Source organism: Streptomyces yongxingensis (assembly GCF_055597465.1).
This window is the reverse complement of the sequence record NZ_CM145717.1, coordinates 4,391,138-4,414,714: the sequence shown is the minus strand read 5'-3', so window position 1 is coordinate 4,414,714 and position 23,577 is coordinate 4,391,138. Positions and strand designations below refer to the sequence as shown.

Here is a 23,577-nt window from a genome sequence, read left to right as displayed (position 1 = left end):
GAGCGTGGTCAGCAGCCCCGCGCCCAGCCCGGTCAGCCGGGGATCGGGGAAGGACAGCCCCCGGGCCCGCCGCAGGACGGCGGGCAGCGCCGCGGCCGCTCCGGACGGCCCCGTACGGCGTGCGGCAGGCCGAGGCGCCCGGGCCGCGCCGCCGGGCCGCCCCCGGCCCTGACCCGTGCCTCTGCCGCGTCCCGGATACGTGTCGTCCGCGGCCCGGCGGGGCGATGGTGCCGCCGCGCGGCGGGGCGTACGCGTGCTGTAATGCTCCACCCGACCAACGTAGGTCGCCGGAGGGCGTGAATCCGGTCTTGGACACGCCCTTCGCAGGACCTTGGCAGTGTGTTCGACCGATTGTCAGCCCGGCCGGGTGATCGAGGGCGGCCCCGTAGACTGGTGGACCGGCCCCGGCTCCACCGGGGCCCGTCATCGGTCCTCACATCCCCGCCACGGGAAGCTACGGGAAGTCGTCAACGTGTCGCTCACGATCGGAATCGTCGGTCTGCCGAATGTCGGCAAGTCGACCCTGTTCAACGCCCTCACCAAGAACGACGTGCTGGCGGCCAACTACCCGTTCGCCACCATCGAGCCCAACGTCGGCGTGGTCGGCGTCCCCGACCCCCGCCTGGACAAGCTCGCCGAGATCTTCGGCTCGGCCCGCAAGCTGCCCGCCACCGTCGACTTCGTCGACATCGCGGGCATCGTCAAGGGCGCCTCGGAGGGCGAGGGCCTGGGCAACAAGTTCCTGGCGAACATCCGTGAGTCGGACGCCATCTGCCAGGTCATCCGCGCCTTCAAGGACGAGAACGTCGTCCACGTCGACGGCAAGATCTCGCCGAAGAGCGACATCGAGACCATCAACACCGAGCTGATCCTCGCCGACCTCCAGACCATCGAGAAGGTGCTGCCGCGCCTGGTCAAGGAGGCCCGGATCAAGAAGGACAAGCAGCCCCAGGTCAAGGCCGTCGAGGAGGCCAAGGCCATCCTCGAGGAGGGCCGCACCCTCTTCTCCGCCGGCATCGTCCAGGGCAGCGAGCGCGCCGCCCTCCTCCACGAGCTGCACCTGCTCACCACCAAGCCCTTCCTCTACGTCTTCAACGTCGACGAGGAGGAGCTCACCGACGACTCCTTCAAGGCCGAGCAGCGCGCCCTCGTCGCCCCCGCCGAGGCGATCTTCCTCAACGCCAAGCTGGAGGCCGACCTCGCCGAGCTCGACGAGGACGAGGCCCTCGAGCTCCTCCAGTCCGTGGGCCAGGACGAGCCCGGCCTCGCCACCCTCGCCCACGTCGGCTTCAACACCCTGGGCCTCCAGACCTACCTCACCGCCGGCCCCAAGGAGTCCCGCGCCTGGACCATCAAGAAGGGCGCCACGGCCCCGGAGGCGGCCGGTGTCATCCACACCGACTTCCAGAAGGGCTTCATCAAGGCCGAGGTCATCTCCTACGAGGACCTGGTCGAGACGGGCTCCGTCGCCGAGGCCCGCGCGGCCGGTAAGGCGCGCATGGAGGGCAAGGACTACGTGATGCGGGACGGGGACGTGGTGGAGTTCAGGTTCAACGTGTAGCTCTTGGCCGCTGTCGCCTCGCCGCCAGGGCTCTGAGCTTCAGCGCCCGGCGCTCCAGGTGCGGCGTCAGGAGCGAGACGTCCGCCGGACCCGTCCGGTCGTACGGCGGCGAGGCTGATACGGCCGCGTCGTACCCGCCGGTGGTCCGGGCCTCGGATTCGTCGCTGACGGCGAGCCATTCCTGGGTCCGATGGCCGAGTTCGAGATCGTCCGGTGCGTCCGGCCCGCCCATCCTGGTCGGCACCCAGCCCGGATCCACCGCATTGCTCAGCACCCCGGGCCGCAGGCGGGCCACCGCGGCCGCGAGCGCCGTGACGAACAGTTTGCTGTCGGCGTACGAGCCCGCGTCCGCGCCTCGCCAGTCGACCCCGGCTCTCAAGCGGACCGTCGAGCGTCAGCTACGCGCCGTAAGAGGTACGAAGTGAGTCCCCAGCCCCAGGCCGCCGTGGGTGCGCCGCTGTCCCGGGTGGACGGGCGGCTGAAGGTCACCGGTCAGGCCCGGTACGCCGCCGAGCTCCCGCACGCTCGAACAAGCTCACGCGGCGAGACCCCCCTCGTCGAGGGTGTCCTGCACGCGGTGATCGTCGACAGCGGCGTCGGTCGCGGCCGCGTCACGTCCATCGACACGGACGCCGCGCTGGCCCACCCGGGTGTGCGGCGGGTGATCCATCACGGCAACGCGCCGAAGCTGTGGACAACTCCGGGTCGAACAGCCCGGAGGGCCGCAGGCTGCGAGTCTTCCAGGGCGACAAGGTCCTCTTCCACGGCCAGCCGGTCTCTGGGCCCGGACGGGCTCATTGAGAGTCGTCGGGCTGTTCGGCCGCGGCGCGGCGGAACTCGGCGTTGATGCGCTGAGCCTCCTCGAGCTGGTCCTCGAGGATGACGATGCGGCAGGCGGCCTCGACCGGCATGCCCTGGTCGACGAGCTCGCGGGCGCGGGCGGCGATCCGCAGTTGGTAGCGGGAGTACCGGCGGTGCCCGCCCTCCGAGCGGAGCGGGGTGATGAGGCGGGCCTCACCGATGGCGCGGAGAAAGCCGGGGGTGGTGCCGAGCATCTCGGCGGCCCGTCCCATGGTGTAGGCGGGGTAGTCGTCGTCGTCCAGACGACCACTGAGCGGATTGTCTGCTGTCATTCTCACCTCGTTGAGCAACACATCGAGGGGCCCTGGTGCCGTAAGCACCAGGGCCCCGAAGGAAATTCAACACCATCTGTCGGCCCTACCGCTGTGCCGACCTTCTGTTTTTCCGCTACGCCGCCCGAGGAGGGCGGGATCGCGGGGATCGCGCATGCGTGACCGGGGACCACCTTCCAATCCGGGGTCTTGCGGTACCCGGGCCGGTTCTCCGTGCCCGGGCGATCCTGATGGCGTCCGCTTCCTCCGTTCTTTCCTACGTCATCTACTCCGGGCTACCCGGCGCGGCTGCCAGTCCCGTCGCCTTCCTGCGAACAACCTGGCTTCGCAACTCCACAGCCGCGCCGACCTGCGAACTTCATGTACTTCTACCCGCCAGTTCGTGTCTGCCGGGTCTCGCTTCGACTCTGTCTACGAGAAAAACCTTAGCCACGCCATAGCCCAATGTCTACTCTGGCGAGCATAGATTTTGTCCTGCGTCGGCCCTCGATAGCCTGCGGCCCGTAACAGCGGGCGTACACCTGGTCGCCGACCGGCTCAGCGCCCGCACCCCGGCGGGAGGCGTCGGCACATCCGTCGCCGCGTCCAGTGGGGTACAGCAGGCCGGATCGGAGAATAAAATCGGCTCTCATGTCGAACGCTGACGAACTGCTCGTTGACGTGGCCGCCATGGTGGAGTCCGAGCAGAGCAATCAGATGTCCCTGACCGTGGTCACCGGCGGCGCTGTCATCACCGGACGGTTGGCTCCCGAAGCCGTGTGGAGGCAGCGTGTGTCGGAGATCCTGAGGGACTCGGACCGTCTCGGCCCCTTCTCCGGCGTCTTCACCGCCGACAAGACGCGGGACCGGCCCGACCGCGGCGAGCCGCCCACTCATCTGCACTTTCACGTCGCCCGGATCCTGCAAGGCAGCATGGGGATCCCCGAGACGGGCGGGATGTACCGCGTCGCGATCAAGGACGTCAGCGGCTGGACCGTTGGCGACTTCAGCTACTCCGACTCATGAGTCACGGACCCCTGGTCGGCCCTGGAGGCGCTGTCTTGCCGACCGGACACTGAACGCGTTGAGGGCTCGACCGGTGCGTGCCGGTCGAGCCCTCAACGCTGTCCTGGTCTCGGCTTCCGCCTGTCCCGCCGGTTAGCTGGGCGCGGAGGTGCCGAGCTGAGCCGACGCCTGCTCGAGCGGAGTGCGGCCGTCCGCGGGTGAGGTCTCGGGGAGGGCACGGCACGTGAAGCCGAGACGGGTCATGGCCCTGGTGACTTCGCCGGCGGTGAAGTCACGACGGTCCTGCCCGGTGATGACCTCGCCCACCTGCTTCACGGGGTACTGGCGGCGGCCGATGATCACGGACTCTCCCGTGACGAGCTCGGGTGTGACGCCCTTCATCGACGCCAGCACTCCATTCTTGGTCAGGTCGAACGGGAAACGGGCGATGACGCAGCGCATGGGTGCCTCACAGGTAGAGGGAGAAGGTCTGAGCGGGGGAGGCGGATCAGCGTGAGAGGGCGAGAATACCCACGGCCCAGCCGTGCTCGTCGACGACGGGCAGGGCCCCGAGCCGCCCGTGCCGCATCGTGTGCTCGGCTTCGGCGATCGTGGTCATGGGCGAGGTGAACGGTCCGCTGTCGCCGAAGATGTCCCGCAGGCGGACCCGATCCGTGTATGCGGAGCCGTCGCGGACGACGGTGAGCTGGGCCTGAGTGATCAGGCCCGTGCACCGGCCGTCCTCGTCGCAGACGAGCAGGTACTCGGAACGGGCACCGGCCATGACGGACATGGCCACCTCTACGGTCATGTCGTCCCAGACCTGCGGGCCGGGCGCGTCCATGGCGTCGACCACAGCCTCGGTGGCGACATCCGCCGGGTGCGGCATCATCTGAACCAGCGTCAAAGGGGCCTCCTTGGGGAATGGGCAAGAGTCCTGATCGAAGAAGGTTCTAGGCTGCCGTGCCGAGGGCGGACTGCCGCTGAGCTTTACGGTGTGTCGCCCGGCCGGTCCGGCGGTCCCCAGCGGCACGGCTGCGCCGGCGCGAGTCGGGGACGCCGCGCTTGGGGCGCTCCGCCCCCGCCGTCGTGATGACGACCGGAATGCCCGACGGAGTGCGCGCGCCGGTGATGCGGCTCAGTTCGGCCTCACCCGAGCGGACCTGGGTGGTCCGAGGGCGGATCCCGGCGTCCGACATGAGACGGACCGTGTCGCGGCGCTGGCCGGGCGTCACCAGGGTCACGACGAGGCCGGACTCGCCGGCGCGGGCCGTGCGGCCTCCCCGGTGAAGGTAGTCCTTGTGGTCACTGGGCGGGTCCACGTTGACCACCAGGTCGAGATTGTCGACATGGATCCCGCGTGCCGCGACATTGGTCGCCACCATGACCGTCACATGCCCCGTCTTGAACTGGGCCAGGGTCCGGGTGCGCTGCGGCTGCGACTTTCCCCCGTGCAGTGCGGCGGCCCGTACGCCGCTCTCCAGCAGGTGGCTGGTGAGCCGGTCGACGGCGTGCTTGGTGTCCAGGAACATGATCACTCGGCCCTCTCGGGCCGCGATCTCCGTGGTCACCTGATGCTTGTCGGCGCCGTGCACATGCAGCACGTGGTGCTCCATCGTGGTGACCGCGGCCGCGGACGGGTCAACGGAGTGGACCACCGGGTCGACCAGGTACCGGCGGACCAGAAGGTCGACGTTGCGGTCCAAGGTGGCCGAGAACAGCATCCGCTGCCCCTCCGGGCGCACCTGCTCCAGCAGCGCTGTGACCTGCGGCATGAAGCCCATATCGGTCATCTGGTCGGCCTCGTCCAGGACGGTGATGCCGACCTGGTTCAGGCGGCAGTCGCCTCGCTCGATGAGGTCCTTCAGCCGGCCCGGCGTCGCGACGACGACCTCCGCCCCGCCACGCAGCGCACTGGCCTGCTTGCCGATCGACATCCCACCGACCACCGTGGCCAGCCGCAGCCGCACGGAGCGGGCGTACGGAGTGAGCGCGTCGGAGACCTGCTGTGCCAACTCCCGGGTGGGCACCAGCACCAGTGCCAGCGGCTGCCGGGGCTCGGCTCGTCGGCCGGCCGTACGGGCCAGCAGCGCCAGGCCGAAGGCCAGGGTCTTACCGGATCCGGTGCGCCCGCGGCCGAGTACGTCACGACCCGCGAGGGAGTTCGGCAGGGTCGCCGCCTGGATCGGAAACGGTACGGTCACCCCTTCGGAGGCGAGCGCGGCCAGTAGCTGCCGAGGCATCTCGAGATCGGCGAACGTCTCGACGGCGGGGAGTGCGGGGCTGATCGTCACTGGCGGGGCGAACTCCCCCCGCGGTGCGGCGGTGCGGCCCCCGTAACCGCGCGAACGGCTCGGACTGCCGGAGCGCTTGGAGACCGTGGCTCCCGAGCGGCCGCCACCCTTTCGGAAGCCGGAACTGCCGGTACGGGTGGGGGCGGAACGGGCGTTCGTACGTGTGCGGTTCATGCGGAACCTTCCTCGAAGCGGCACGCATCAAGGAATTCCCGCAGCGCTCAGCGGCGCGGAGAATCGCAAGAACGGGCCAATACAAATCCTGAAACGGGTCCGGCCGGAGGGAATGCTCACCGGCTGGGACTCTGAAGCGGGCGGCGCGATCCGGGTCGGAGAGGCCGGGCGTCGAGTGTGGCGTGACGGGGGGACCGCGCCGTGCGGCGCGACGAGTCGGGGCCCGCACCCCAAGGCGCGGGCCCCAGCTGCTCACTGCGCGCGTCAGCTTCAGGCGGGAACGATGTTCTCGGCCATCGGGCCCTTCTGACCCTGCGCGACGTCGAAGCTCACCTTCTGGCCTTCCAGAAGTTCGCGGAAACCTTGGGCGGCGATGTTCGAGTAGTGGGCGAACACGTCAGCGCCGCCACCGTCCTGCTCGATGAAGCCGAAACCCTTTTCCGCGTTGAACCACTTCACGGTTCCAGTGGCCATGTGTCACATCTCCTTTGGGGCAGTGGTCGGAGCCCGCACTGTGCGGACTCCGCGTCGCGCGATGATTGCCCAGCCCGGAAATTGACCGGTAAATACAGAAAACTGCCATCGGCATGGAAAGCCGTGAGGGCGCTTGAAGATTTCGGGAACCACAACTGCAACTGGCGCCAACAGTAGCACGGCACCTGCGGCCGCGCATGTTAAATCATTACGCTCCGTTTGTCACATCAGAAATTTTCATCGCCCGCTGCGTCGATTTCTCATTTCGCCACCACAGATTTTATCTGCCCGGAACACGGCCGAGCGGCGGTCGGAAGGCCGACGACGGGCAGTTCCCCTTGTTGCTGCCGGGCGTCACGATCCGCCGGGCACCGCCTGGTCGCGGACCCCGTAGCGATTGAGGAACATGGTGATTCCCTCCTCGACGACCACGTCGAACGGCGGGATGTTCATGACGTCCGGCCCGATCGCCATGACCTGCGGCCAGATGATGAATTCCTGGATGAGTCCCAGGAATTGATGTGCCGCCAGCCCCGGGGACGGGCAGTTGATCTTCCCGGTCTCGTGCAGACGCTGTAGGCAGTCGGCGAGGGCCTTGGTCAACGGCTCCTTGCCGACCCGGTAGAACTCCTCGGCGATCCACGGGCTCCGGCGGGACTCGGCGATCACCAGCCGGGTGAAGGCGACCTGGTCCGTGTCGTCGATGAAGGTCAGCAGGATCTCGGAGAACTGGCGCAGGAATCCGGCCGGGTCGCCGTCGCTCCCCAGACTCTCTTCGAGGCGCGACGACAGGTCCCCGAGCGGCAGGCTGGACCAGTGGTGCTCCATCACCGCGCGGAAGACCGCCTCCTTGCTGCCGAACTGGTTGTAGACCGTCTGCCGGGCGACCTCGGCTTGGGTGGCGACCCGTTCGAGGTTCACACCGTCATAGCCGTCCTGCAGGAAGAGCGCCTTCGCCGCCGCGAGGATCTTCACTCTGTTGCGGGAGCGGCCCTTGCCTTGCCGGGCGGGCTGGGAGGGCGCGGGGGTCACCGTCAGGCACCTCTTTCTGTACTGGACGCACCAGTCTAGTGCGGCGCGCTGCAGGGATCCGGGGTCTGCCGGGACCCTTGTCAACCTCAAACTTGGACTGTACTGTCCAGTCAAATTCGTCCGGCCCGCGCCGCCATCGCCCGGCCGGATGCCCCCGTCGGGTCCGCACCCCCCCGCCGGGTCCGCACCCCCGTCATTCCCGAAAACACGCACTGACCTCCGCCAAGCCCGCCAGGAAAGGGACACCCCCATGCCAGAGGTCCTCTGGAACCGCATGACCGCCCGCGCTCTCAAGGAGCTGGCGGCCCAGGACGCACCGGTGCTGCTTCCCGTGGGCTCCACCGAGCAGCACGGTCCGCACCTGCCCACCGGTGTCGATGACTTCCTCAGCGCGGAGGCATGCCGACGGGCAGCCAGGATCATGGTTGCTCAGGGCAGGCCCGTGGCCGTCGCTCCGTCCCTCTGGTGCGGGCTGGCGGACCACCATGTCGAGTTCGGCGGCACCTTCACCCTCACACTGGCGACGTACCACGCGCTCTTGCGCGATGTGTGCCGCTCCATCCTCATGGCCGGCTTCCGCAAGATCCTCATCGTCAACGGCCACGGCGGCAATATCACGGCCTTGAACGCCATCAGCGGTGACATCTCCCGGGAACTGTCCGCGCCCATCGCCGTCACCAGCTACTTCACGGCCGGGCAGGCGCGGATCGCGGAGATTCTGGAGGACCAGGACACTCTGATGCACGCCTGCGAGGGCGAGACGTCCATGGCGATGGCGATCGCGCCGGACCTCGTCGACGAGGGACGGCTCGCTGAGGCGGTCGGCCCGCAGATCGCGCTCCAGTCGGATCCGGGCGAGGCGATCCACGTACCACGGCCGTTCCACACGGTCACGTCGTCGGGGGTGGCGGGTGACGCGCGCAGGGCGTCCGCGGAGAAGGGCGAAGCCATTTTGGACGCATGCGCAGAAGCCATCGCCGAATGGCTGATGAAATAACCCTGGCGCCCGGCGGGCACAACCGCCGGGCTGACCGTGGTGCCGCCCACGGGCCCGCACGCCCGCCCGCACGGGACGGGCGCGGGCGCCGGCGGGAGGCACCCCCGGCACGGCGCGGACGGAACGAGGACAAGGGGCATCGACATGACGCAGGCGCCGAAGCAGGACGGCTATGCGGCTGAGTACCGGCGCAGCCTGGAGGATCCGGAAGGCTTCTGGCTGGACGCCGCCCGTGCCATCGACTGGACCGTCGCCCCGGCCCGGGCCCTCGACGCGTCGGAGGCCCCGCTGTACCGGTGGTTCCCGGACGGACGGTTGAACACCTGCCACAACGCTCTGGACCGCCACGTCGACGCCGGGCGCGGCGAGCAACTCGCGCTGGTGTACGACAGCCCGGTCACCGGCCGCAAGGCGGCGTTCACCTACCGGGAGTTGCGTGAGGAGGTCGCGCGGTTCGCCGGGGTGCTGACCGGGCTCGGCGTGGGCAAGGGCGACCGCGTCGTGATCTATATGCCGATGATTCCCGAGGCGGTCGTCGCCATGCTGGCCTGCGCCCGCGTCGGCGCCGTCCACTCGGTCGTCTTCGGGGGGTTCGCCGCGCATGAGCTCGCCGTGCGCATCGACGACGCCCGCCCCAAGCTCGTCATCGCCGCCTCCTGCGGCATCGAACCGGCCCGCGTCGTGCCGTACAAGCCACTGCTGGACGATGCCCTCGCGCTGGCCGAACACCAGCCGGAGCACTGTGTCATCCGCCAGCGGCCGCAGTGCACGGCGGATATGACCGGCCGTGACCTCGACTGGGACCAGGCCATGGCGACCGCCGAGCCGGTCGGCTGCGTCCCGGTGGCCGCCACCGACCCGCTGTACATCCTCTACACCTCCGGCACCACCGGCCGGCCCAAGGGCGTGGTGCGCGACAACGGCGGCCACGCGGTCGCGCTGCGCTGGTCCCTGGAGAACGTGTACGACACCCACCCCGGTGAGGTCTTCTGGGCGGCCTCGGACGTCGGCTGGGTCGTCGGCCACTCCTACATCGTCTACGCACCGCTGCTCACCGGCTGCACCACCGTGCTCTACGAAGGGAAGCCCGTCGGCACTCCGGACGCCGGTGCGCTGTGGCGGGTGATCGCCGAACACCGTGTCACGGCACTGTTCACCGCACCGACGGCGATCCGCGCGGTGAAGAAGGAGGACCCGCGCGGAGCGCTGCTGCGCGCCCACGACATCGGATCGCTGCGCCACCTGTTCCTGGCCGGCGAGCGCCTGGACCCGGAGACCTACCGCTGGGCCACGGACCTGCTCGGCGTTCCGGTGGTCGACAACTGGTGGCAGACCGAGACCGGCTGGCCGATCGTCGCCAACCCCATGGGCCTGGAGCCGCACCCGCTCAAGGCCGGTTCGCCCACCGTGCCCATGCCCGGCTACGACGTGCGCATCCTCGACGCGACGGGCCGCGACGTGCCGCCGGGCGCCGACGGCGCGGTGGCGATCCGGCTGCCGCTGCCGCCCGGCACGCTGCTCACCGTGTGGCAGGACGACGCGCGGTATGTGCGCTCGTACCTGTCCGCCTACAGCGGCTACTACCTCACCGGCGACGGCGGCCGTAAGGATGACGACGGCTACGTGTACGTCATGGGGCGCATCGACGACGTGATCAACGTGGCCGGGCACCGGCTGTCCACCGGCGCGATGGAGGAGGTGCTCGCCGCTCACCCCGATGTCGCCGAATGCGCTGTCGTCGGCGTCGCCGACCCGCTCAAGGGGCAGGTGCCGCGCGGTCTGGTCGTGCTCAAGGCGGGCCTCGACCGCGATCCGCGGGACATCGCCGCGGAACTCGTCGCCGCCGTCCGGGAGACGATCGGCCCCGTGGCGGCGCTGCGCCGGGTCGACGTGGTCGCGGCGCTGCCCAAGACCCGTTCGGGAAAGATCCTGCGCCGCACCATGCGCGACATCGCCGACGGCCGGGACACCGAGTTGCCCTCCACCATCGACGATCCCGCGGTGATCGAGGCGCTGCGCCCGGTACTCCGCGACGACGTCTGACGGTCCCCCGCGGATGCATGATCCGCGGGGCGCGGGTAACCCGGCTGGGAGCCCACCACAGACGAGGAGGGGAGCAACGCCGTGCGCATCGGAATCATCGGAGCGGGCCACATCGGCTCGACGCTGGCCCGCCACTTCGCGTCGATCGGCTACGAGGTGGCGATCGCCAACTCCCGCGGCCCGGAAACCCTGGCCGGCCTGGTGACCGACATCGGCGGCCCGATCCGCGCGGTGACCGCCGAGGAGGCGGCCCGGGTCGGCGAGGCCGTGGTCGTGTCCATCCCTTACGGCCGCTACCGGGAGCTGCCGACCGAGCCGCTGCGCGGCAAGGTCGTCATCGACACCTGCAACTACTACCCCGAACGGGACGGGTACGACCCGGAGCTCGACGCCGACGCCACCACCTCGAGCGAGAAGATCCAGGCCCACACCGGCGCCAACCTGGTCAAGGCGTTCAACGCGATCTACTGGGAGAACCTCCGCGACCACGCCCGCCCCAAGGGCGCCACCGACCGGGTGGCCATCCCGCTGTCCGGCAACGACGAGGAGGCCAAGGCCGCCGTGGCCGGGCTGATCCGCGACATCGGCTTCGACCCCGTGGACGCCGGCCACCTGGGCGAGGGCGGCCGCAAGCACCAGCCGGGCAGCCGCGTCTACGCCACCGAGATGTCCTCCGCCGAGACCAGCGCCCTGCTGAGCGTCGCCTGAGCCCAGGACCCGCCGCCCGAGGGCCTCGCGTCCGCGCGTCGCGGACGCCGCACCGGGCAGTGCGGTCATGGCTCAACGGCAGCCGTTCCGGCGTGGGGAGAGGGCGTCACCTCCCCTCGCCGTCAGGGCTTCTTCGGCTTGCCCTCGCCGTAGAGCCAGACGTGGAAGAGGCGGGTCAGGTCCTTGCCTGACTTCTCCTCGCACAGCTCGATGAACTGCCTGGTGTCGGCGTTGCCGTGCCGGTGGTCCCTCAGCCAGGTGCGGAGGATGGTGAAGAAGGCCGGGTCGCCGACGGCCCGGCGGAGCTGGTGGAGCACCATCGCGCCGCGGCCGTAGACGGGCGGGTCGGAGACGCTGGCGACGGTCGGGGGGTCGGCGGGCGGGAAGTCCCAGATGCCCTCGCTCTCGTCGTCGGTGCCGTGGTAGAAGTCGTCGAAGATCTGCTGGGCGGTGCGGCCGCCGTGGTCCTCCTCCCACAGCCACTCGGCGTAGGTCGCGAAGCCCTCGTTGAGCCACATGTCCTTCCAGACCCGGGGCGTGACCGAATCGCCGAACCACTGGTGGGCGAGTTCGTGGACGACGAGCGTCTTGTCCGGGGCCGCGTCGAAGAACGGCTTGGTCTGGGTCTCCAGGGCGTAGCCGAGGCCGGGGAGGTGGCCGACGACGGCGCCGGTGGAGGAGAAGGGGTACGGGCCGAAGGTGCGGCTCTCCCAGGTGATGACGTCGTCGACCTGTTGGGCGATGTCCTTGGCACCGACGGCCTCGGTGGGGTCGACGGCCACGTAGGCGGGCAGGCCCTTGCCGGTGGTCGTCGTACGGATCCCGAAGCGGCCGATGGCGACCGTGGCCAGATAGCTCGCCATGGGTTCGCCGCTGTGCCACCGGAAGGTGGTGCGGCGCCCCCGGGTCTCCTGGCCCTTGAGCTCTCCGTTGGAGACGGCGGTGTAACCCTGGGGGACGGTGACGGCGATGTCGTAGGCCGCCTTGTCGGAGGGGTGGTGATTGCCGGGGAACCAGGTCATGGAGCCGGTCGGCTCGCCGAGGGCCACCGCGCCGTCGTGGGTGCGGATCCAGCCCTCCTTCCCGGTGTCCTCGCCGGTGAGGGTCTTCGGCTCGCCGTCGTAGACGACGGTGGCCGTGAAGGTGCGGCCCTTGGGGAGGGCCGCAGCGGGGGTGAGCACCAGCTCGGTGCCGCTGCGGGCGGCCTTGGCGGGACGGCCGTTCACCGTGGCCTTCCGCACCCGCAGCCCGGCGAGGTCGAGGTGGAAGGAGCTCAGCGCGCGGTCCGCGCGGGCGGTGATCCGGGCGGTGCCCTTCAGATGGCGCGAGCCGGGCGCGTAGTCGAGGGCGAGGCGGTAGCCCCGCACGTCGTAGCCGCCGTTGCCGAGCCGCGGGAAGAGCGCGTCGCCGACGCCCGCGCCACCCGCCCCGGCGCCGGACGCCCCGCCCGCGTCCTGCGCCCCGGCACCGCTGGTGCACCCCGCGCACAGCGCGAGGAGCAGCACACCGGGCAGCACCCGCGAGAAGTGGCGAGTCGCCGTGGCCGCCGCGCGTGACCTGGTCATCCCCGCTCCGGTCCGGGCGCCGGGGGCTCCGCCCACTCCGGCGGCGGTTCGTGGTCCATCTCGGTCCCCTACGCTTCGGCGGCTGCTCCTCAGGAGCGTAATGCGCCGACGGGCCGAAACGCGCGGGACCGCCGATGGCACGACACCGCGTCACGGTCGCAAAGGCCGGTGAGGTGTCCGGCGTCGGGCCGCTCACCGACCTTGAGCGACTTAAACGTCTCTGAGCTGCAGTTCACCACTTCTAGTGAAGCTCTGGCCTTCAGTTGCATTCGGCAACCCTGAGTTGCCAAGCTGTTGCTGACTGTCAACCCAGGGAGTGCACGTGGCCTTTGGTGACCAGCCCGCATACCTCCGCGTCGCCGACGATCTGCGGAAGAAGATCACCGCGGGTGAGCTGCCGCCGCATGCGCGTCTCCCCTCCCAGGCCAGGATCCGGGAGGAGTACGGGGTTTCGGACACCGTGGCGCTCGAGGCGCGCAAGGTGCTGATGGCCGAGGGGCTGGTCGAGGGGCGTTCCGGGTCGGGGACGTATGTGCGGGCGCAGCCGGTGCCGCGGCGGGTGGTCCGGGGCGGGTTCCACACCGCCGGGGAGACCACGCCGTTCCGGCAGGAGCAGGCCGACGACCGGATCACCGGCACCTGGGATGCCGAGAGCGAGCAGGAGGCGGCCGGGGGCGAGATCGCCGGGCGGCTGGGGGTCGAGGTGGGGGAGCGGGTGATGCGCACCCGCTATGTGTTCCGCTCGCGGGGGGAGGCCGTGATGCTCTCCACCTCCTGGGAGCCGCTCGCGCTCACCGGCCGTACGCCCGTGATGCTGCCCGAGGAGGGCCCGCTGGCCGGGCGCGGGGTCGTCGACCGGATGGCCGCCCTCGACCTGGTGGTGGACAACATGGCGGAAGAGGTCGGCGCCCGCCCCGGCCGGGCCGAGGAGGTGCTGGCGCTCGGCGGGGTGCCGGGCCACTGGGTGATGGTCATCTCGCGTACGTACTTCGCGGGCGGCCGCCCGGTGGAGACCGCCGATGTGGTGGTGCTGGCGGAGCGCTATCGGATCGCCTACCGGCTGCCGGTGAAGTGAACCCTTCGCCTGCCGTCGGTGCTCACCGACCGGCACCGCCTCCGCCGAGGCCCTGCGCCTGCTCGCCAGTTGGACCGCCCCCACCGAAACCGCGGCGCGGTTCCCGCGCCACCTGTTGCAAAACTCACATCAGTGCAGGTGAAAGGGGTTACTGGAAGGGGATCATCCGTTTCGCTCTTACGATGGATCGGTTTGTGTCCGGTCGTCGGGGGGCGAAAGGAGTGCCAGGAACTTGAGCACGGAGCAGGGTTCCCACTCGCATTATCGAAGGTCACTCGGACCGGTGGCCCTCACCGCCGTGGGTCTCGGGTCGATCATCGGCTCCGGCTGGCTGTTCGGCGCCGAGCGCGCCGCCGCGCTGGCCGGGCCCGCCGCCATTCTGGCCTGGGTGATCGGCGCCGCCGTCGCCCTGACCATCGCCCTGACCTACTCCGAGCTGGGTTCGATGTTCCCCAAGGCCGGGGGCATGGTCCGGTACGGGCAGTACTCGCACGGCTCGCTGGCCGGATATCTGGCCGCCTGGGCCAACTGGATCGCCATCGTCTCCGTGATCCCCGGCGAGGCCACCGCCTCCGTGCAGTACATGTCCTCCTGGGACTTCGGCTGGGCCAAGGCGCTGTACGACGGGAAGGAGCTGACCGGCAGCGGTGTCGCGCTCGCGTCCGTGCTGCTGCTCTTCTACTTCTTCCTCAACTGGTTCGCGATCACCCTCTTCGCGAAGACCAACACCGCGATCACCGTCTTCAAGGTGGTCGTGCCGACCCTGACCGCCGGGGCGCTGCTGCTGTCGCACTTCGACACCGGCAATGTCACCGGCAACGGGGGCTTCACCCCCAACGGCTGGAACTCCGTGTTCACCGCGGTCGCCGTCTCCGGCATCGTCTGGGCCTACAACGGCTTCCAGTCGCCGCTGAACATGGCGGGCGAGGCCCGTAACCCGGGGAAGTCGCTGCCCAAGGCCGTCATCAGCTCGATCCTCATCGCGCTGGTGATCTACGTCGCGCTGCAGATCGCCTTCCTGACCGCCGTCCCCGCCGCCGATCTGGCGCACGGTGGCTGGTCCGGGCTCTCCTACAACTCCCCGCTCGCCGATCTCTCCCTGGCCTGGGGCCTGAACTGGCTGGCGATGCTGCTGTACGCGGACGCCTTCATCTCCCCGTCCGGCACCGGCATGATCTACGCGGCCACCACCTCGCGCATGATCCAGGGCGTCCAGGAGAACGGCCATCTGCCGGGGATCTTCGGCAAGGTCGACCCCAAGACCGGCATTCCGCGCCCGGCGCTGCTGCTCAACCTGGCGATCGCCTTCCTCTTCCTCGCGGTCTTCCGCGGCTGGGGCTCGCTGGCCGAGATCGTCTCCGTCGCGACCGTGATCTCGTACATCACCGGCCCGGTGGCCGTGATGTCGCTGCGCCGCCTCTCCCCGGAGCTGCCGCGTCCGGTGCGGCTGCGCGCGATGCCGGTGATCGCGCCGATCGCGATGGTCTTCGGCTCGCTGGTGCTGTACTGGGCCCGCTGGCCGCTCACCGGCAAGGTCATCTTCATCATGGCGATCGGGCTGCCGATCTGGGCCTGGTACGAGCTGCGCAAGCCGTGGGCGGAGCTGCGGCCGCATCTCGCCGCCGGCGCCTGGATGGTCACGTATCTGCTGGTCATGGCGGCGGTGTCGTGGGCCGGCGGCAAGGAGTTCGGCGGCCGCGGCTATCTGCCGGCCGGCTGGGACATCGTGATCGTCGCGCTGATCGGGCTGGCCTTCTACTTCTGGGGCGTACGCAGCGCATGGCGCAATCCGACGCTGCTGGAGGCCGAGCGCGAGCTGGGCACCGCCCCGGCCGACGAGGCGGGCGAGGGCGGCGACGGCGACCGGGCGAAGGCCGGAGCGGGCGTCTGAGACATGGCCGGATGAGTGCCTCCTTGTAAGAACACGTATCCGCTGCGTGAAGGTAGGGCGTAGGCTCGGGCATATGCGGATCGGGATTTCCTTAACGGTGTCGCGGGGTCGTGCGCCCGGGCGCGCCACAGCGGAGGGGGCGGGGAGATGAGTGACGGGAACGCTGTGCTGCCCTGGCTCGTGATCCGCCAGGACGCCAACGGCAACCGCTACCGCGTCGGGCGCTACGCCACTAGGACGGAGGCCCAGGAGGTGGCCGACCGCCTGGAGGGCGAGCGCCAGGAGCAGTTGTACGTGGTCGAGCGGACCGCCGCGTCCCGTCAGTCCGGTTAGCCGGCCGGAGTCCGATCGGCCGGAGTCCGGTCAGCCCGAGTTTGGTCAGTCCGAGTTTGGTCAGTCCGCGGAAATACGTACATCCGGTCCGCGGGAATGCGTACCTCTTCCAGAGCCCCGGGGCGCTTCCGCCCCGGGGCTCTGGTGTGCCTCCGCCCAGGCTAGGGTGCGGATCATGAGCGTGCGTGTGGTGGTGGGCGGAGCGGTGTTCGACCGGGGGCGACTGCTGGCCGCGCGGCGCAGCGCCCCGCCCGAGCTCGCGGGCCGCTGGGAGCTGCCCGGCGGCAAGGCCGAGCCCGGGGAGACGCCGCGAGCGGCGCTCGTCCGCGAACTGCGCGAGGAGCTCGGGGTCGAGGTCGAGCCGCTCGAACCGCTGCCGGGGGAGTGGCCCCTGAAGCCCGGCTTCGTGCTGCGGGTGTGGACCGCGGCCCTGCGCTCCGGTGAGCCGCGCCCGCTCCAGGACCACGACGAGCTGCGCTGGCTGCCCCCGGACCGGGTGGACGAGGTGGACTGGCTGGACGAGGACCGCCCCGCGGTGGCGGAGGCGGTCCGCCGGCTGCGCGCGGCCGGGGCTGCCGACAGTGAAGCCGCTGAGGCCGAAGCCGGGGCGTCCGAAGCCGGGGCGTCCGAGGGCACCGGGGGCGCCCGTCCGCGCACCCCCTGAGAACATCCCGCGGCGGGACCTGTCCGAGGTTCCGAACGGGAAAATCCATGGGGTTCGAGCCGCCTCCGTCCGGTTAGGAGTGAGGGGGAACGCTGATCATGAGCGCTTCACCAAAAGCCGGGACGGACACTGATGGCGGGCTGAGATAGTGCTGTGATCGTGAAGACCGTACTCGGGATGGCCGAAGTGCTGGATACTCGGCTATCTGAAGCCGGTCGGAGCACCTGAGCCGGAGGGGACGGGCGCATGAGCGAGAAGCCAGCGGGGGCTGATATGCCCGAGGAGACGGTGGGTTCGCGGGTGTCGCCGATGTCACAGGGGTCCTCGGTGTCGGACATGTCGCCCATGTCCTCGATGTCGGCGGTGTGGCAGAGCAGTCCTCCCGGCTCGATCTATGACTACATCCGGGTCGCCTCCTTCGCGCTGGGGCCCGACGGCCGGATCGCGCAGTGGAGCGAACGGGCCGCGGAGTTGCTGGGGCTGACGGCGAGCCAGGCCATCGGCCAGGATCCGGTGGAGGCGTTCGTACCGCCGGAGTTCCAGGAGACGGGCCAGCAGGCGGTGGCCGACATCCTCGACGGCCGGGAGTGGACCGGGCTGGTTCCCTACCGTAACCCCCAGGCGCCGAGCGGACATGGCATCGCCGAGGTCTACGTGATGCCCGCTCAGGACGAGCACGGGAAGCGGGCCGCGCTGTGCATCGCGGTGGACGTCAGCGCGTTGCGCGGGCTGGAAACCGATCTTGCTTCTTCACAGGCCGTTTTCGGTCAATCTCCGCTCGGCTTCTTCCTCTTCGGCACCGATCTGCGAATCCTCCGCGTCAATGAGCGCTTTGCGAAGGTTTTCGGCCGCCCCACCGAGGAGTACCGCGGTACGACCCCGCACGATCTGCTGCCGCGCGGCGAGGCCGACCGGCTGGCCGCCGCCCTGCGCCAGGTCCTGGACTCCGGGCAGTCGCTGACCGACATGCCCATCGTGGGCCAGGCGCCGGGCAGCCCCGACCGCCGCCGCTGGTCGGTCTCGCTCTACCGGCTGCACAGCGGCTCCGGCCGCCCCATCGGCGTCGCCGGGCTCGCCACGGATGTCACCGGCCGCCGCCGCGCCGAACAGGAGGCCGCGGGCGTACGGCGCAATCTGGCGCTGCTGAACGAGGCCGGGGCCCGAATAGGCACCTCGCTCGACCTGGAGACCACCGCCCGCGAGCTGCTGGACGTGGCCGTACCGCAGTTCTGCGACCTGGCCTCCGTCGATCTCTACCAGGGGCTGCTCTCCGGCGACGAGGCCCCGCCCGGGCTCGCCGACGGCAGTGCCGAACTGCGCCGCGTCGCCTTCGCCAGCGCGGTCTCCGACGGCCCGGTCGCCTTCGGCGACATCTGCCGGGTCAACACTGTGGAGGACCCCAAGCCCATCCAGGTCGGCGAGGTGCACCGCTACCCCTTCAACTCGCTGTGCGCCCACGCCCTGCGCACCGCCCAGGTCCGCGTCGTCCCAGGACGGGACGGCAGCGAGGCCCTGGAGTTCGGGGCCATGCTGCAGTCCACCCTCGTGGTGCCGATGGTCGCGCGGGACACCGTCGTCGGCCTGGCCCAGTTCTCCCGCACCAAGGGCAGCGAGCCCTTCGGTGAACGGGACCGCGCGCTCGCCGTCGAGTTGGCCGCCCGCGCCGCCGTCAGCATCGACAACGCCCGGTTGTACCGCAGAGAACACGAACGCGCGTTGATACTCCAGCGCAGCCTTCTCCCGCCCGGCGACCCGGAGGCCGCCGGGCTCGATATCGCCTGCCGCTATCTGCCGGGGAACGCGGCGACCGAGGTGGGCGGCGACTGGTTCGACGTGATCGAGCTGCCCGGCCACCGCACCGCGCTGGTGGTCGGCGACGTCATGGGGCGGGGGCTGCGCGCCGCCGTGGCCATGGGCGAGCTGCGCACCGCCGTACGCACCCTCGCCCTGCTCGACCTGGAGCCCGCCGAGGTGCTCGCCGCGCTGGACGAGATCGCCCGGGGCCTGGGCACACCGGGCGGCTCGCACGCCGGCGCGCGGTCCGGCTCGCGCGCCCTCGTGCGCGACGGCAAGGCCGCCGACGACTCCTCCGATCTGACCGAGGTCTACCTCGCCACCTGCGTCTACGCCGTCTACGACCCGGTCACCCGGCGCTGTACGTTCGCCAACGCCGGGCATCCGCCCCCCGTGCTCGTGGAGCCGGGCGACGACGCCCTGCTGATGGAGGTCCCGCCCGGATTGCCGCTCGGCGTGGGCGGCGAGCCGTTCGAGGAGATCGAGGTCGAGCTCCCCGACGGCGCGCTGCTTGCCCTCTACACCGACGGTCTGGTCGAGTCCCGCGACCACACCCTCGACGAGGGGCTCCAGGCCCTGCGCGCGGCCCTCAACACCTCGGACGGCGCCGACGGCGGGAACGCCGCGGCCGGTTCCCTCGAGGACGTCTGCGACCACGTCCTGAGCACCCTCGACACCCACCACGGCGAGGACGACATCGCCCTGCTGATGGCCCGGGTGCAGGGGCTGTCGGCCGCGTCGGTCGGCGACTGGCACCTGCCCAGCGCCCCGCAGTCCGTGGGCCGGGCCCGCGAACTGGCCCGGGAGCAGCTGGAGTCCTGGGGTCTGGACGATCTGGTGGACACCACCGAGCTGCTGGTCAGCGAGCTGGTGACGAACGCCCTGCGGTACGGCGAGGGCGAGATCCGGCTGCGGCTGCTGCTGGACCGCACGCTGGTGTGCGAGGTCTGGGACGGCGGTCTGGTCCAGCCCCGGCGGCGGCGCGCCCGGGACACCGACGAGGGCGGTCGCGGGCTCCAACTGGTCGGGCTGCTCAGCGCGGGCTGGGGCAGCCGCAGGACCCCGCTCGGCAAGACCGTCTGGTTCGAGCTGGCCCTTCCGGACGGCCAGTCCTCGGGCCCGGACTCGGTGGAGGCACTGCTCAGCCTGTGGTGACGGGCTACGGCCGGTTACGGCAGTGGGCCGTTACGGCAGTGGGCCCGCCGGTGGTGGCGGGCCCGTGACACGAAGCGCGGGGAGGGGAGCAGCCCGCCGCAGGCGTCACTGCCCCCGGCGCCGGATCTTGTTGCCGAGCCAGACCAGCGGATCGTACTTGCGGTCCGCCGCCCGCTCCTTGAGCGGGATCAGCGCGTTATCGGTGATCTTGATCTGCTCGGGGCAGACCTCCGTACAGCACTTGGTGATGTTGCAGTAGCCCAGCCCGTGCTCCTCCTGGGCGGCGCGCTTGCGGTCCAGCCCCGTGTCGGCGGCCGCGTCCAGCGGATGCATGTCCAGCTCCGCGACCCGCATCAGGAACCGCGGCCCGGCGAACGCCTCCTTGTTCTCCTCGAAGTCCCGCACCACATGGCAGGTGTCCTGGCACAGGAAGCACTCGATGCACTTGCGGAACTCCTGCGACCGCCCCACGTCCTCCTGCCACATCCGGTACTCGCCCGGACCCAGCCCCTCCGGGGGTACGAAGGACGGCACCTCACGGGCCTTGGTGTAGTTGAACGACACATCCGTCACCAGGTCCCGCACCACCGGGAAGGCCCGCAGCGGGGTGATGGTGATCGTCTCGTTCCGTTCGAACACCGACATCCGGGTCATGCACAGCAGCCGCGGCCGGCCGTTGACCTCGGCGCTGCACGAACCGCATTTGCCCGCCTTGCAGTTCCAGCGGACCGCCAGATCGGGGGCCTGGGTCGCCTGCAGCCGGTGGACGATGTCGAGCACGACCTCGCCGTCGTTGACCTCGACGTGGAAGTCCTTCAGACCCCCGCCGTCCCGGTCGCCCCGCCACACCCGGAAGTGGGCCTCGTACGCACTCACTGGGTCAGCTCCTCGTCCGTCAGGTACTTCACCAGCTCGTCCTTCTCGAACAGGTTCAGCAGGTCGGGCCGGATGGGCGGCATCTCACGCCGCTCGAGCCGGATCTGGCCGTGCCCGGCGTCGGGGGCCGCGAGACCGCCCGAGGGATCGGAGAGCCGGCAGACCAGATTGAGCCGCCGCCATGCGCGGTCCATCTCCGGGCAGTCGTCGCGGGTGTGCCCGCCGCGGCTCTCGGTCCGCTCCAGCGCGGCGCGGGCCACGCACTCGCTGACCAGCAGCATGTTGCGCAGATCGATCGCCAGGTGCCAGCCGGGGTTGAACTGCCGGTGGCCCTCGACCCCGGCGCGGCGCGCCCGGACCCGCAGACCGGCCAGCCGGTGCAGCGCCTCCTCCATCTCCTCGGCCTTGCGGATGATCCCCACCAGGTCGTTCATCGACTGCTGGAGCTCCTGGTGGAGGGTGTACGGGTTCTCCGGCGGCCCGGCAGGGCCCGCCGTCTCCTCCGGCTCACCGGCCTCGGCACTGAACGGGCGCAGCGCCTCGGCCGCCGCCAGGTCCAGTTGCGCCTCGTCCGGCACCGGACGGGTGCCCGAGGCCGCGGTCTCCTGGGCGTAGCGGGCCGCGTGGAGCCCGGCGCGGCGCCCGAAGACCAGCAGGTCGGAGAGGGAGTTGCCGCCGAGCCGGTTGGAGCCGTGCATCCCGCCCGCGACCTCGCCCGCGGCGAAAAGACCGGGCACGCCGGTGGCGGCCGCGGTGTCCGGGTCGACGTCCACCCCGCCCATCACGTAGTGACAGGTGGGGCCCACCTCCATGGGCTCGGCGGTGATGTCGACGTCAGCGAGCTCCTTGAACTGGTGGTGCATCGAGGGCAGCCGCCGCTTGATGACCTCGGGGGACATCCGGGTGGAGACGTCGAGGAAGACCCCGCCGTGCGGCGAGCCCCGGCCCGCCTTCACCTCGGCGTTGATGGCGCGGGCCACCTCGTCGCGGGGGAGCAGCTCGGGCGGGCGGCGGTTGTGGTCCGGGTCCTCGTACCAGCGGTCGGCCTCGTCCTCGGACTGGGCGTACTTCTCCTTGAAGACGTCCGGGATGTAGTCGAACATGAACCGCTTGCCCTCGCTGTTGCGCAGCACCCCGCCGTCGCCGCGCACCGACTCGGTGACCAGGATCCCCTTCACCGAGGGCGGCCAGACCATACCGGTCGGGTGGAACTGCACGAACTCCATGTTGATCAGCGGGGCGCCCGCGAGCAGTGCCAGCGCGTGGCCGTCGCCGGTGTACTCCCAGGAGTTGGAGGTCACCTTGAAGGACTTGCCGATACCGCCGGTGGCCAGCACCACGGCCGGGGCCTCCAGGGCGAAGAAGCGGCCCGATTCGCGCTCGTAGCCGAAGACCCCGGCGACCCGGTCGCCGTCCTTGACGATCCGGGTGACCGTGCACTCCTGGAAGATCTTCAGCCGGGACTCGTAGTCGCCGGTGGCGGCCTTGTCCTCCTGCTGGAGGGAGACGATCTTCTGCTGGAGGGTGCGGATCAGCTCCAGGCCGGTGCGGTCCCCGACATGGGCGAGGCGGGGGTACTCATGGCCGCCGAAGTTCCGCTGGGAGATCTTGCCCTCCGGGGTGCGGTCGAAGAGCGCGCCCCAGGTCTCCAGCTCCCAGACCCGGTCCGGGGCCTCCTGGGCGTGCAGCTCGGCCATCCGCCAGTGGTTCAGGAACTTGCCCCCGCGCATGGTGTCGCGGAAGTGCACCTGCCAGTTGTCGCGCTCGTTGACGTTGCCCATGCTGGCGGCGATGCCGCCCTCGGCCATCACCGTATGGGCCTTGCCGAACAGCGACTTGCAGATGACGGCGCAGCGCATGCCCTGCTCGCGGGCCTCGATCGCGGCACGCAGCCCGGCGCCGCCCGCGCCGATCACGACCACGTCCCACGCCTGCCGCTCGACTTGCGTCATCGATGAGCACCTCTCCTAGAAAAAGCGGGGATCGTCGAAGGCACCGCTCGCCACCAGATAGACGTAGAAGTCCGCGACGGCGACGCTGATGAGAGAGGCCCAGGCGAGCTGCATATGGCGCATGTTGAGCTCGCTGACCCAGCCCCAGAGCCGATAGCGCACCGGATGCCGGGAGAAGTGCTTCAGCCGGCCGCCGACGATGTGGCGGCAGGAGTGGCAGGAGACGGTGTACGCCCAGATCAGCACGATGTTGACGAGCAGTACCAGCGTGCCCAGGCCCATATGGCCCCAGCGGCCGTGCTCGTCCCGGAAGCCGAGAACGGTGTCATAGGTGAGGATCCCCGCGACGATCACCGCGAAGTAGAAGAAGTAGCGGTGGATGTTCTGCAGGATCAGCGGGAAGCGGGTCTCGCCGGTGTACTTGGCGCGCGGCTCGGCGACCGCGCAGGCGGGCGGTGAGGCCCAGAAGCCCCGGTAATACGCCTTGCGGTAGTAGTAGCAGGTGAGCCGGAACCCCAGCGGGAAGATCAGGATCAGCAGCGCCGGGGACAGGCCCCACCACGCGCCGAAGATCTCCCAGTTGGCGCCGCCCTTCATGGGCACGCAGTTCTGGGCGATGCAGGGCGAGTAGAAGGGTGAGACGTACGGCTCGGCGTAGTAGTCGTCCCCCGCGAAGGCCCGCCAGGTCGAGTAGACGATGAACGCGAACAGTCCGGCGGCGGTGATGGCGGGGGAGAGCCACCAGCGGTCGCTGCGCAGATGGCGGCCGGGGATGGCGGCGCGCGAGGGGCTGTGCACGCCGTGCGGGGCCGTTCCGGAGTCTGCGGGTGCGGGCGGGGTGGCTTGGGGGTCGGTGCCTGTGGCCAAGGGGA

20 protein-coding genes and 2 pseudogenes are annotated in these 23,577 nt (G+C 70.3%); 11 read left to right on the top strand and 11 right to left on the bottom strand.

Annotated elements, in window-relative coordinates; genetic code table 11:
• The first annotated feature begins 472 nt into the window (after positions 1–472).
• Complete coding sequence (ychF, locus tag ACZ6TD_RS18535; RefSeq protein ID WP_471355323.1) at positions 473–1,561, top strand: redox-regulated ATPase YchF; 1,089 nt, start codon at positions 473–475, stop codon at positions 1,559–1,561.
• 130 nt (positions 1,562–1,691) lie between these two features.
• Here the strand turns inward: ychF and ACZ6TD_RS18530 are convergent.
• Positions 1,692–1,931 (bottom strand): annotated as a pseudogene (locus ACZ6TD_RS18530) (short-chain dehydrogenase); the annotation flags it as partial.
• A 51-nt stretch (positions 1,932–1,982) separates the two neighbouring features.
• Between ACZ6TD_RS18530 and ACZ6TD_RS18525 the strand changes: the two are divergent.
• Positions 1,983–2,341: pseudogene (locus ACZ6TD_RS18525) on the top strand (xanthine dehydrogenase family protein molybdopterin-binding subunit); the annotation flags it as partial.
• A 14-nt stretch (positions 2,342–2,355) separates the two neighbouring features.
• Here ACZ6TD_RS18525 and ACZ6TD_RS18520 read toward each other — a convergent pair.
• Positions 2,356–2,694, bottom strand: a complete 339-nt coding sequence (locus ACZ6TD_RS18520; RefSeq protein ID WP_471355321.1) for a helix-turn-helix domain-containing protein — start codon at positions 2,692–2,694, stop codon at positions 2,356–2,358.
• Between the two features lie 630 nt (positions 2,695–3,324).
• On the opposite strand from ACZ6TD_RS18520, the gene ACZ6TD_RS18515 reads away from it, so the two are divergent.
• Positions 3,325–3,699 carry a hypothetical protein gene (locus ACZ6TD_RS18515; protein ID WP_471355319.1) on the top strand — a complete coding sequence of 125 codons (375 nt, stop codon included), beginning with the start codon at positions 3,325–3,327 and terminating at the stop codon, positions 3,697–3,699.
• Positions 3,700–3,831: 132 nt separating this feature from the next.
• Here ACZ6TD_RS18515 and ACZ6TD_RS18510 read toward each other — a convergent pair whose 3' ends face one another.
• The 5 genes from ACZ6TD_RS18510 to ACZ6TD_RS18490 form a co-directional block, all read right to left on the bottom strand.
• Entirely contained in the window at positions 3,832–4,140 is a 309-nt protein-coding gene (locus tag ACZ6TD_RS18510; RefSeq protein WP_471355317.1) for an SCO5918 family protein, read from the bottom strand.
• A gap of 46 nt (positions 4,141–4,186) precedes the next feature.
• Positions 4,187–4,585, bottom strand: a complete 399-nt coding sequence (locus tag ACZ6TD_RS18505; protein WP_471355315.1) for a CBS domain-containing protein — start codon at positions 4,583–4,585, stop codon at positions 4,187–4,189.
• A gap of 46 nt (positions 4,586–4,631) precedes the next feature.
• A complete protein-coding gene (locus ACZ6TD_RS18500) occupies positions 4,632–6,146 on the bottom strand; it encodes a DEAD/DEAH box helicase (protein WP_471355313.1) in 1,515 nt (504 codons plus the stop codon).
• Positions 6,147–6,416: 270 nt separating this feature from the next.
• Positions 6,417–6,620: a cold-shock protein gene (locus ACZ6TD_RS18495; protein ID WP_471355311.1), complete on the bottom strand. Its 204-nt coding sequence runs from the start codon at positions 6,618–6,620 to the stop codon at positions 6,417–6,419.
• Between the two features lie 354 nt (positions 6,621–6,974).
• Positions 6,975–7,652: a TetR/AcrR family transcriptional regulator gene (locus ACZ6TD_RS18490; RefSeq protein WP_471355309.1), complete on the bottom strand. Its 678-nt coding sequence runs from the start codon at positions 7,650–7,652 to the stop codon at positions 6,975–6,977.
• A 250-nt stretch (positions 7,653–7,902) separates the two neighbouring features.
• On the opposite strand from ACZ6TD_RS18490, the gene ACZ6TD_RS18485 reads away from it, so the two are divergent.
• The 3 genes from ACZ6TD_RS18485 to ACZ6TD_RS18475 all read left to right on the top strand — a co-directional run bounded on the left by ACZ6TD_RS18485 (position 7,903) and on the right by ACZ6TD_RS18475 (position 11,400).
• On the top strand, positions 7,903–8,649 hold the full coding sequence (locus ACZ6TD_RS18485; RefSeq protein WP_471355307.1) for a creatininase family protein: 747 nt from the start codon (positions 7,903–7,905) through the stop codon (positions 8,647–8,649).
• Positions 8,650–8,793: 144 nt separating this feature from the next.
• A complete protein-coding gene (locus tag ACZ6TD_RS18480) occupies positions 8,794–10,692 on the top strand; it encodes a propionyl-CoA synthetase (RefSeq protein WP_471355305.1) in 1,899 nt (632 codons plus the stop codon).
• A gap of 81 nt (positions 10,693–10,773) precedes the next feature.
• Positions 10,774–11,400, top strand: a complete 627-nt coding sequence (locus tag ACZ6TD_RS18475; protein WP_471355303.1) for an NADPH-dependent F420 reductase — start codon at positions 10,774–10,776, stop codon at positions 11,398–11,400.
• Positions 11,401–11,522: 122 nt separating this feature from the next.
• On the opposite strand, the gene ACZ6TD_RS18470 is transcribed toward ACZ6TD_RS18475, so the two are convergent.
• Positions 11,523–12,965, bottom strand: a complete 1,443-nt coding sequence (locus ACZ6TD_RS18470) for a M1 family metallopeptidase (RefSeq protein WP_471355301.1) — start codon at positions 12,963–12,965, stop codon at positions 11,523–11,525.
• Positions 12,966–13,287: 322 nt separating this feature from the next.
• Here ACZ6TD_RS18470 and ACZ6TD_RS18465 point away from each other — a divergent pair, with 322 nt between their 5' ends.
• The 5 genes from ACZ6TD_RS18465 (at position 13,288) to ACZ6TD_RS18445 (ending at position 19,877) form a co-directional block, all read left to right on the top strand.
• On the top strand, positions 13,288–14,040 hold the full coding sequence (locus ACZ6TD_RS18465; RefSeq protein WP_471355300.1) for a GntR family transcriptional regulator: 753 nt from the start codon (positions 13,288–13,290) through the stop codon (positions 14,038–14,040).
• A gap of 232 nt (positions 14,041–14,272) precedes the next feature.
• Complete coding sequence (locus ACZ6TD_RS18460) at positions 14,273–15,931, top strand: APC family permease (RefSeq protein WP_471355298.1); 1,659 nt, start codon at positions 14,273–14,275, stop codon at positions 15,929–15,931.
• 147 nt (positions 15,932–16,078) lie between these two features.
• Entirely contained in the window at positions 16,079–16,264 is a 186-nt protein-coding gene (locus ACZ6TD_RS18455; RefSeq protein ID WP_471355296.1) for an SPOR domain-containing protein, read from the top strand.
• Between the two features lie 175 nt (positions 16,265–16,439).
• Positions 16,440–16,928 (top strand): (deoxy)nucleoside triphosphate pyrophosphohydrolase, encoded by a 489-nt coding sequence (locus tag ACZ6TD_RS18450; protein ID WP_471355294.1) that lies wholly within the window; start codon positions 16,440–16,442, stop codon positions 16,926–16,928.
• Between the two features lie 246 nt (positions 16,929–17,174).
• Positions 17,175–19,877: a SpoIIE family protein phosphatase gene (locus tag ACZ6TD_RS18445; protein ID WP_471355292.1), complete on the top strand. Its 2,703-nt coding sequence runs from the start codon at positions 17,175–17,177 to the stop codon at positions 19,875–19,877.
• 105 nt (positions 19,878–19,982) lie between these two features.
• Here the strand turns inward: ACZ6TD_RS18445 and ACZ6TD_RS18440 are convergent, their stop codons facing one another.
• Genes ACZ6TD_RS18440 through ACZ6TD_RS18430 form a run of 3 tightly spaced genes read right to left on the bottom strand, consistent with a single transcriptional unit; the run spans position 19,983 to position 23,572 of the window.
• Positions 19,983–20,753: a succinate dehydrogenase/fumarate reductase iron-sulfur subunit gene (locus tag ACZ6TD_RS18440; protein WP_471355290.1), complete on the bottom strand. Its 771-nt coding sequence runs from the start codon at positions 20,751–20,753 to the stop codon at positions 19,983–19,985.
• A complete protein-coding gene (locus ACZ6TD_RS18435; RefSeq protein WP_344596344.1) occupies positions 20,750–22,705 on the bottom strand; it encodes a fumarate reductase/succinate dehydrogenase flavoprotein subunit in 1,956 nt (651 codons plus the stop codon). The genes ACZ6TD_RS18440 and ACZ6TD_RS18435 overlap by 4 nt, the downstream gene beginning before the upstream one ends.
• A 15-nt stretch (positions 22,706–22,720) precedes the next feature.
• On the bottom strand, positions 22,721–23,572 hold the full coding sequence (locus tag ACZ6TD_RS18430) for a hypothetical protein (protein WP_471355288.1): 852 nt from the start codon (positions 23,570–23,572) through the stop codon (positions 22,721–22,723).
• Between the last annotated feature and the right edge of the window lie 5 nt (positions 23,573–23,577).

Coding starts and splice junctions, on each gene's coding strand:
- ACZ6TD_RS18520 (WP_471355321.1), bottom strand. CDS start 2,694: ATGACAGCAGACAATCCGCTCAGTGGTCGTCTGGACGACGACGACTAC.
- ACZ6TD_RS18515 (WP_471355319.1), top strand. CDS start 3,325: ATGTCGAACGCTGACGAACTGCTCGTTGACGTGGCCGCCATGGTGGAG.
- ACZ6TD_RS18510 (WP_471355317.1), bottom strand. CDS start 4,140: ATGCGCTGCGTCATCGCCCGTTTCCCGTTCGACCTGACCAAGAATGGA.
- ACZ6TD_RS18500 (WP_471355313.1), bottom strand. CDS start 6,146: ATGAACCGCACACGTACGAACGCCCGTTCCGCCCCCACCCGTACCGGC.
- ACZ6TD_RS18495 (WP_471355311.1), bottom strand. CDS start 6,620: ATGGCCACTGGAACCGTGAAGTGGTTCAACGCGGAAAAGGGTTTCGGC.
- ACZ6TD_RS18485 (WP_471355307.1), top strand. CDS start 7,903: ATGCCAGAGGTCCTCTGGAACCGCATGACCGCCCGCGCTCTCAAGGAG.
- ACZ6TD_RS18480 (WP_471355305.1), top strand. CDS start 8,794: ATGACGCAGGCGCCGAAGCAGGACGGCTATGCGGCTGAGTACCGGCGC.
- ACZ6TD_RS18470 (WP_471355301.1), bottom strand. CDS start 12,965: ATGACCAGGTCACGCGCGGCGGCCACGGCGACTCGCCACTTCTCGCGG.
- ACZ6TD_RS18455 (WP_471355296.1), top strand. CDS start 16,079: ATGAGTGACGGGAACGCTGTGCTGCCCTGGCTCGTGATCCGCCAGGAC.
- ACZ6TD_RS18450 (WP_471355294.1), top strand. CDS start 16,440: ATGAGCGTGCGTGTGGTGGTGGGCGGAGCGGTGTTCGACCGGGGGCGA.
- ACZ6TD_RS18445 (WP_471355292.1), top strand. CDS start 17,175: ATGAGCGAGAAGCCAGCGGGGGCTGATATGCCCGAGGAGACGGTGGGT.
- ACZ6TD_RS18435 (WP_344596344.1), bottom strand. CDS start 22,705: ATGACGCAAGTCGAGCGGCAGGCGTGGGACGTGGTCGTGATCGGCGCG.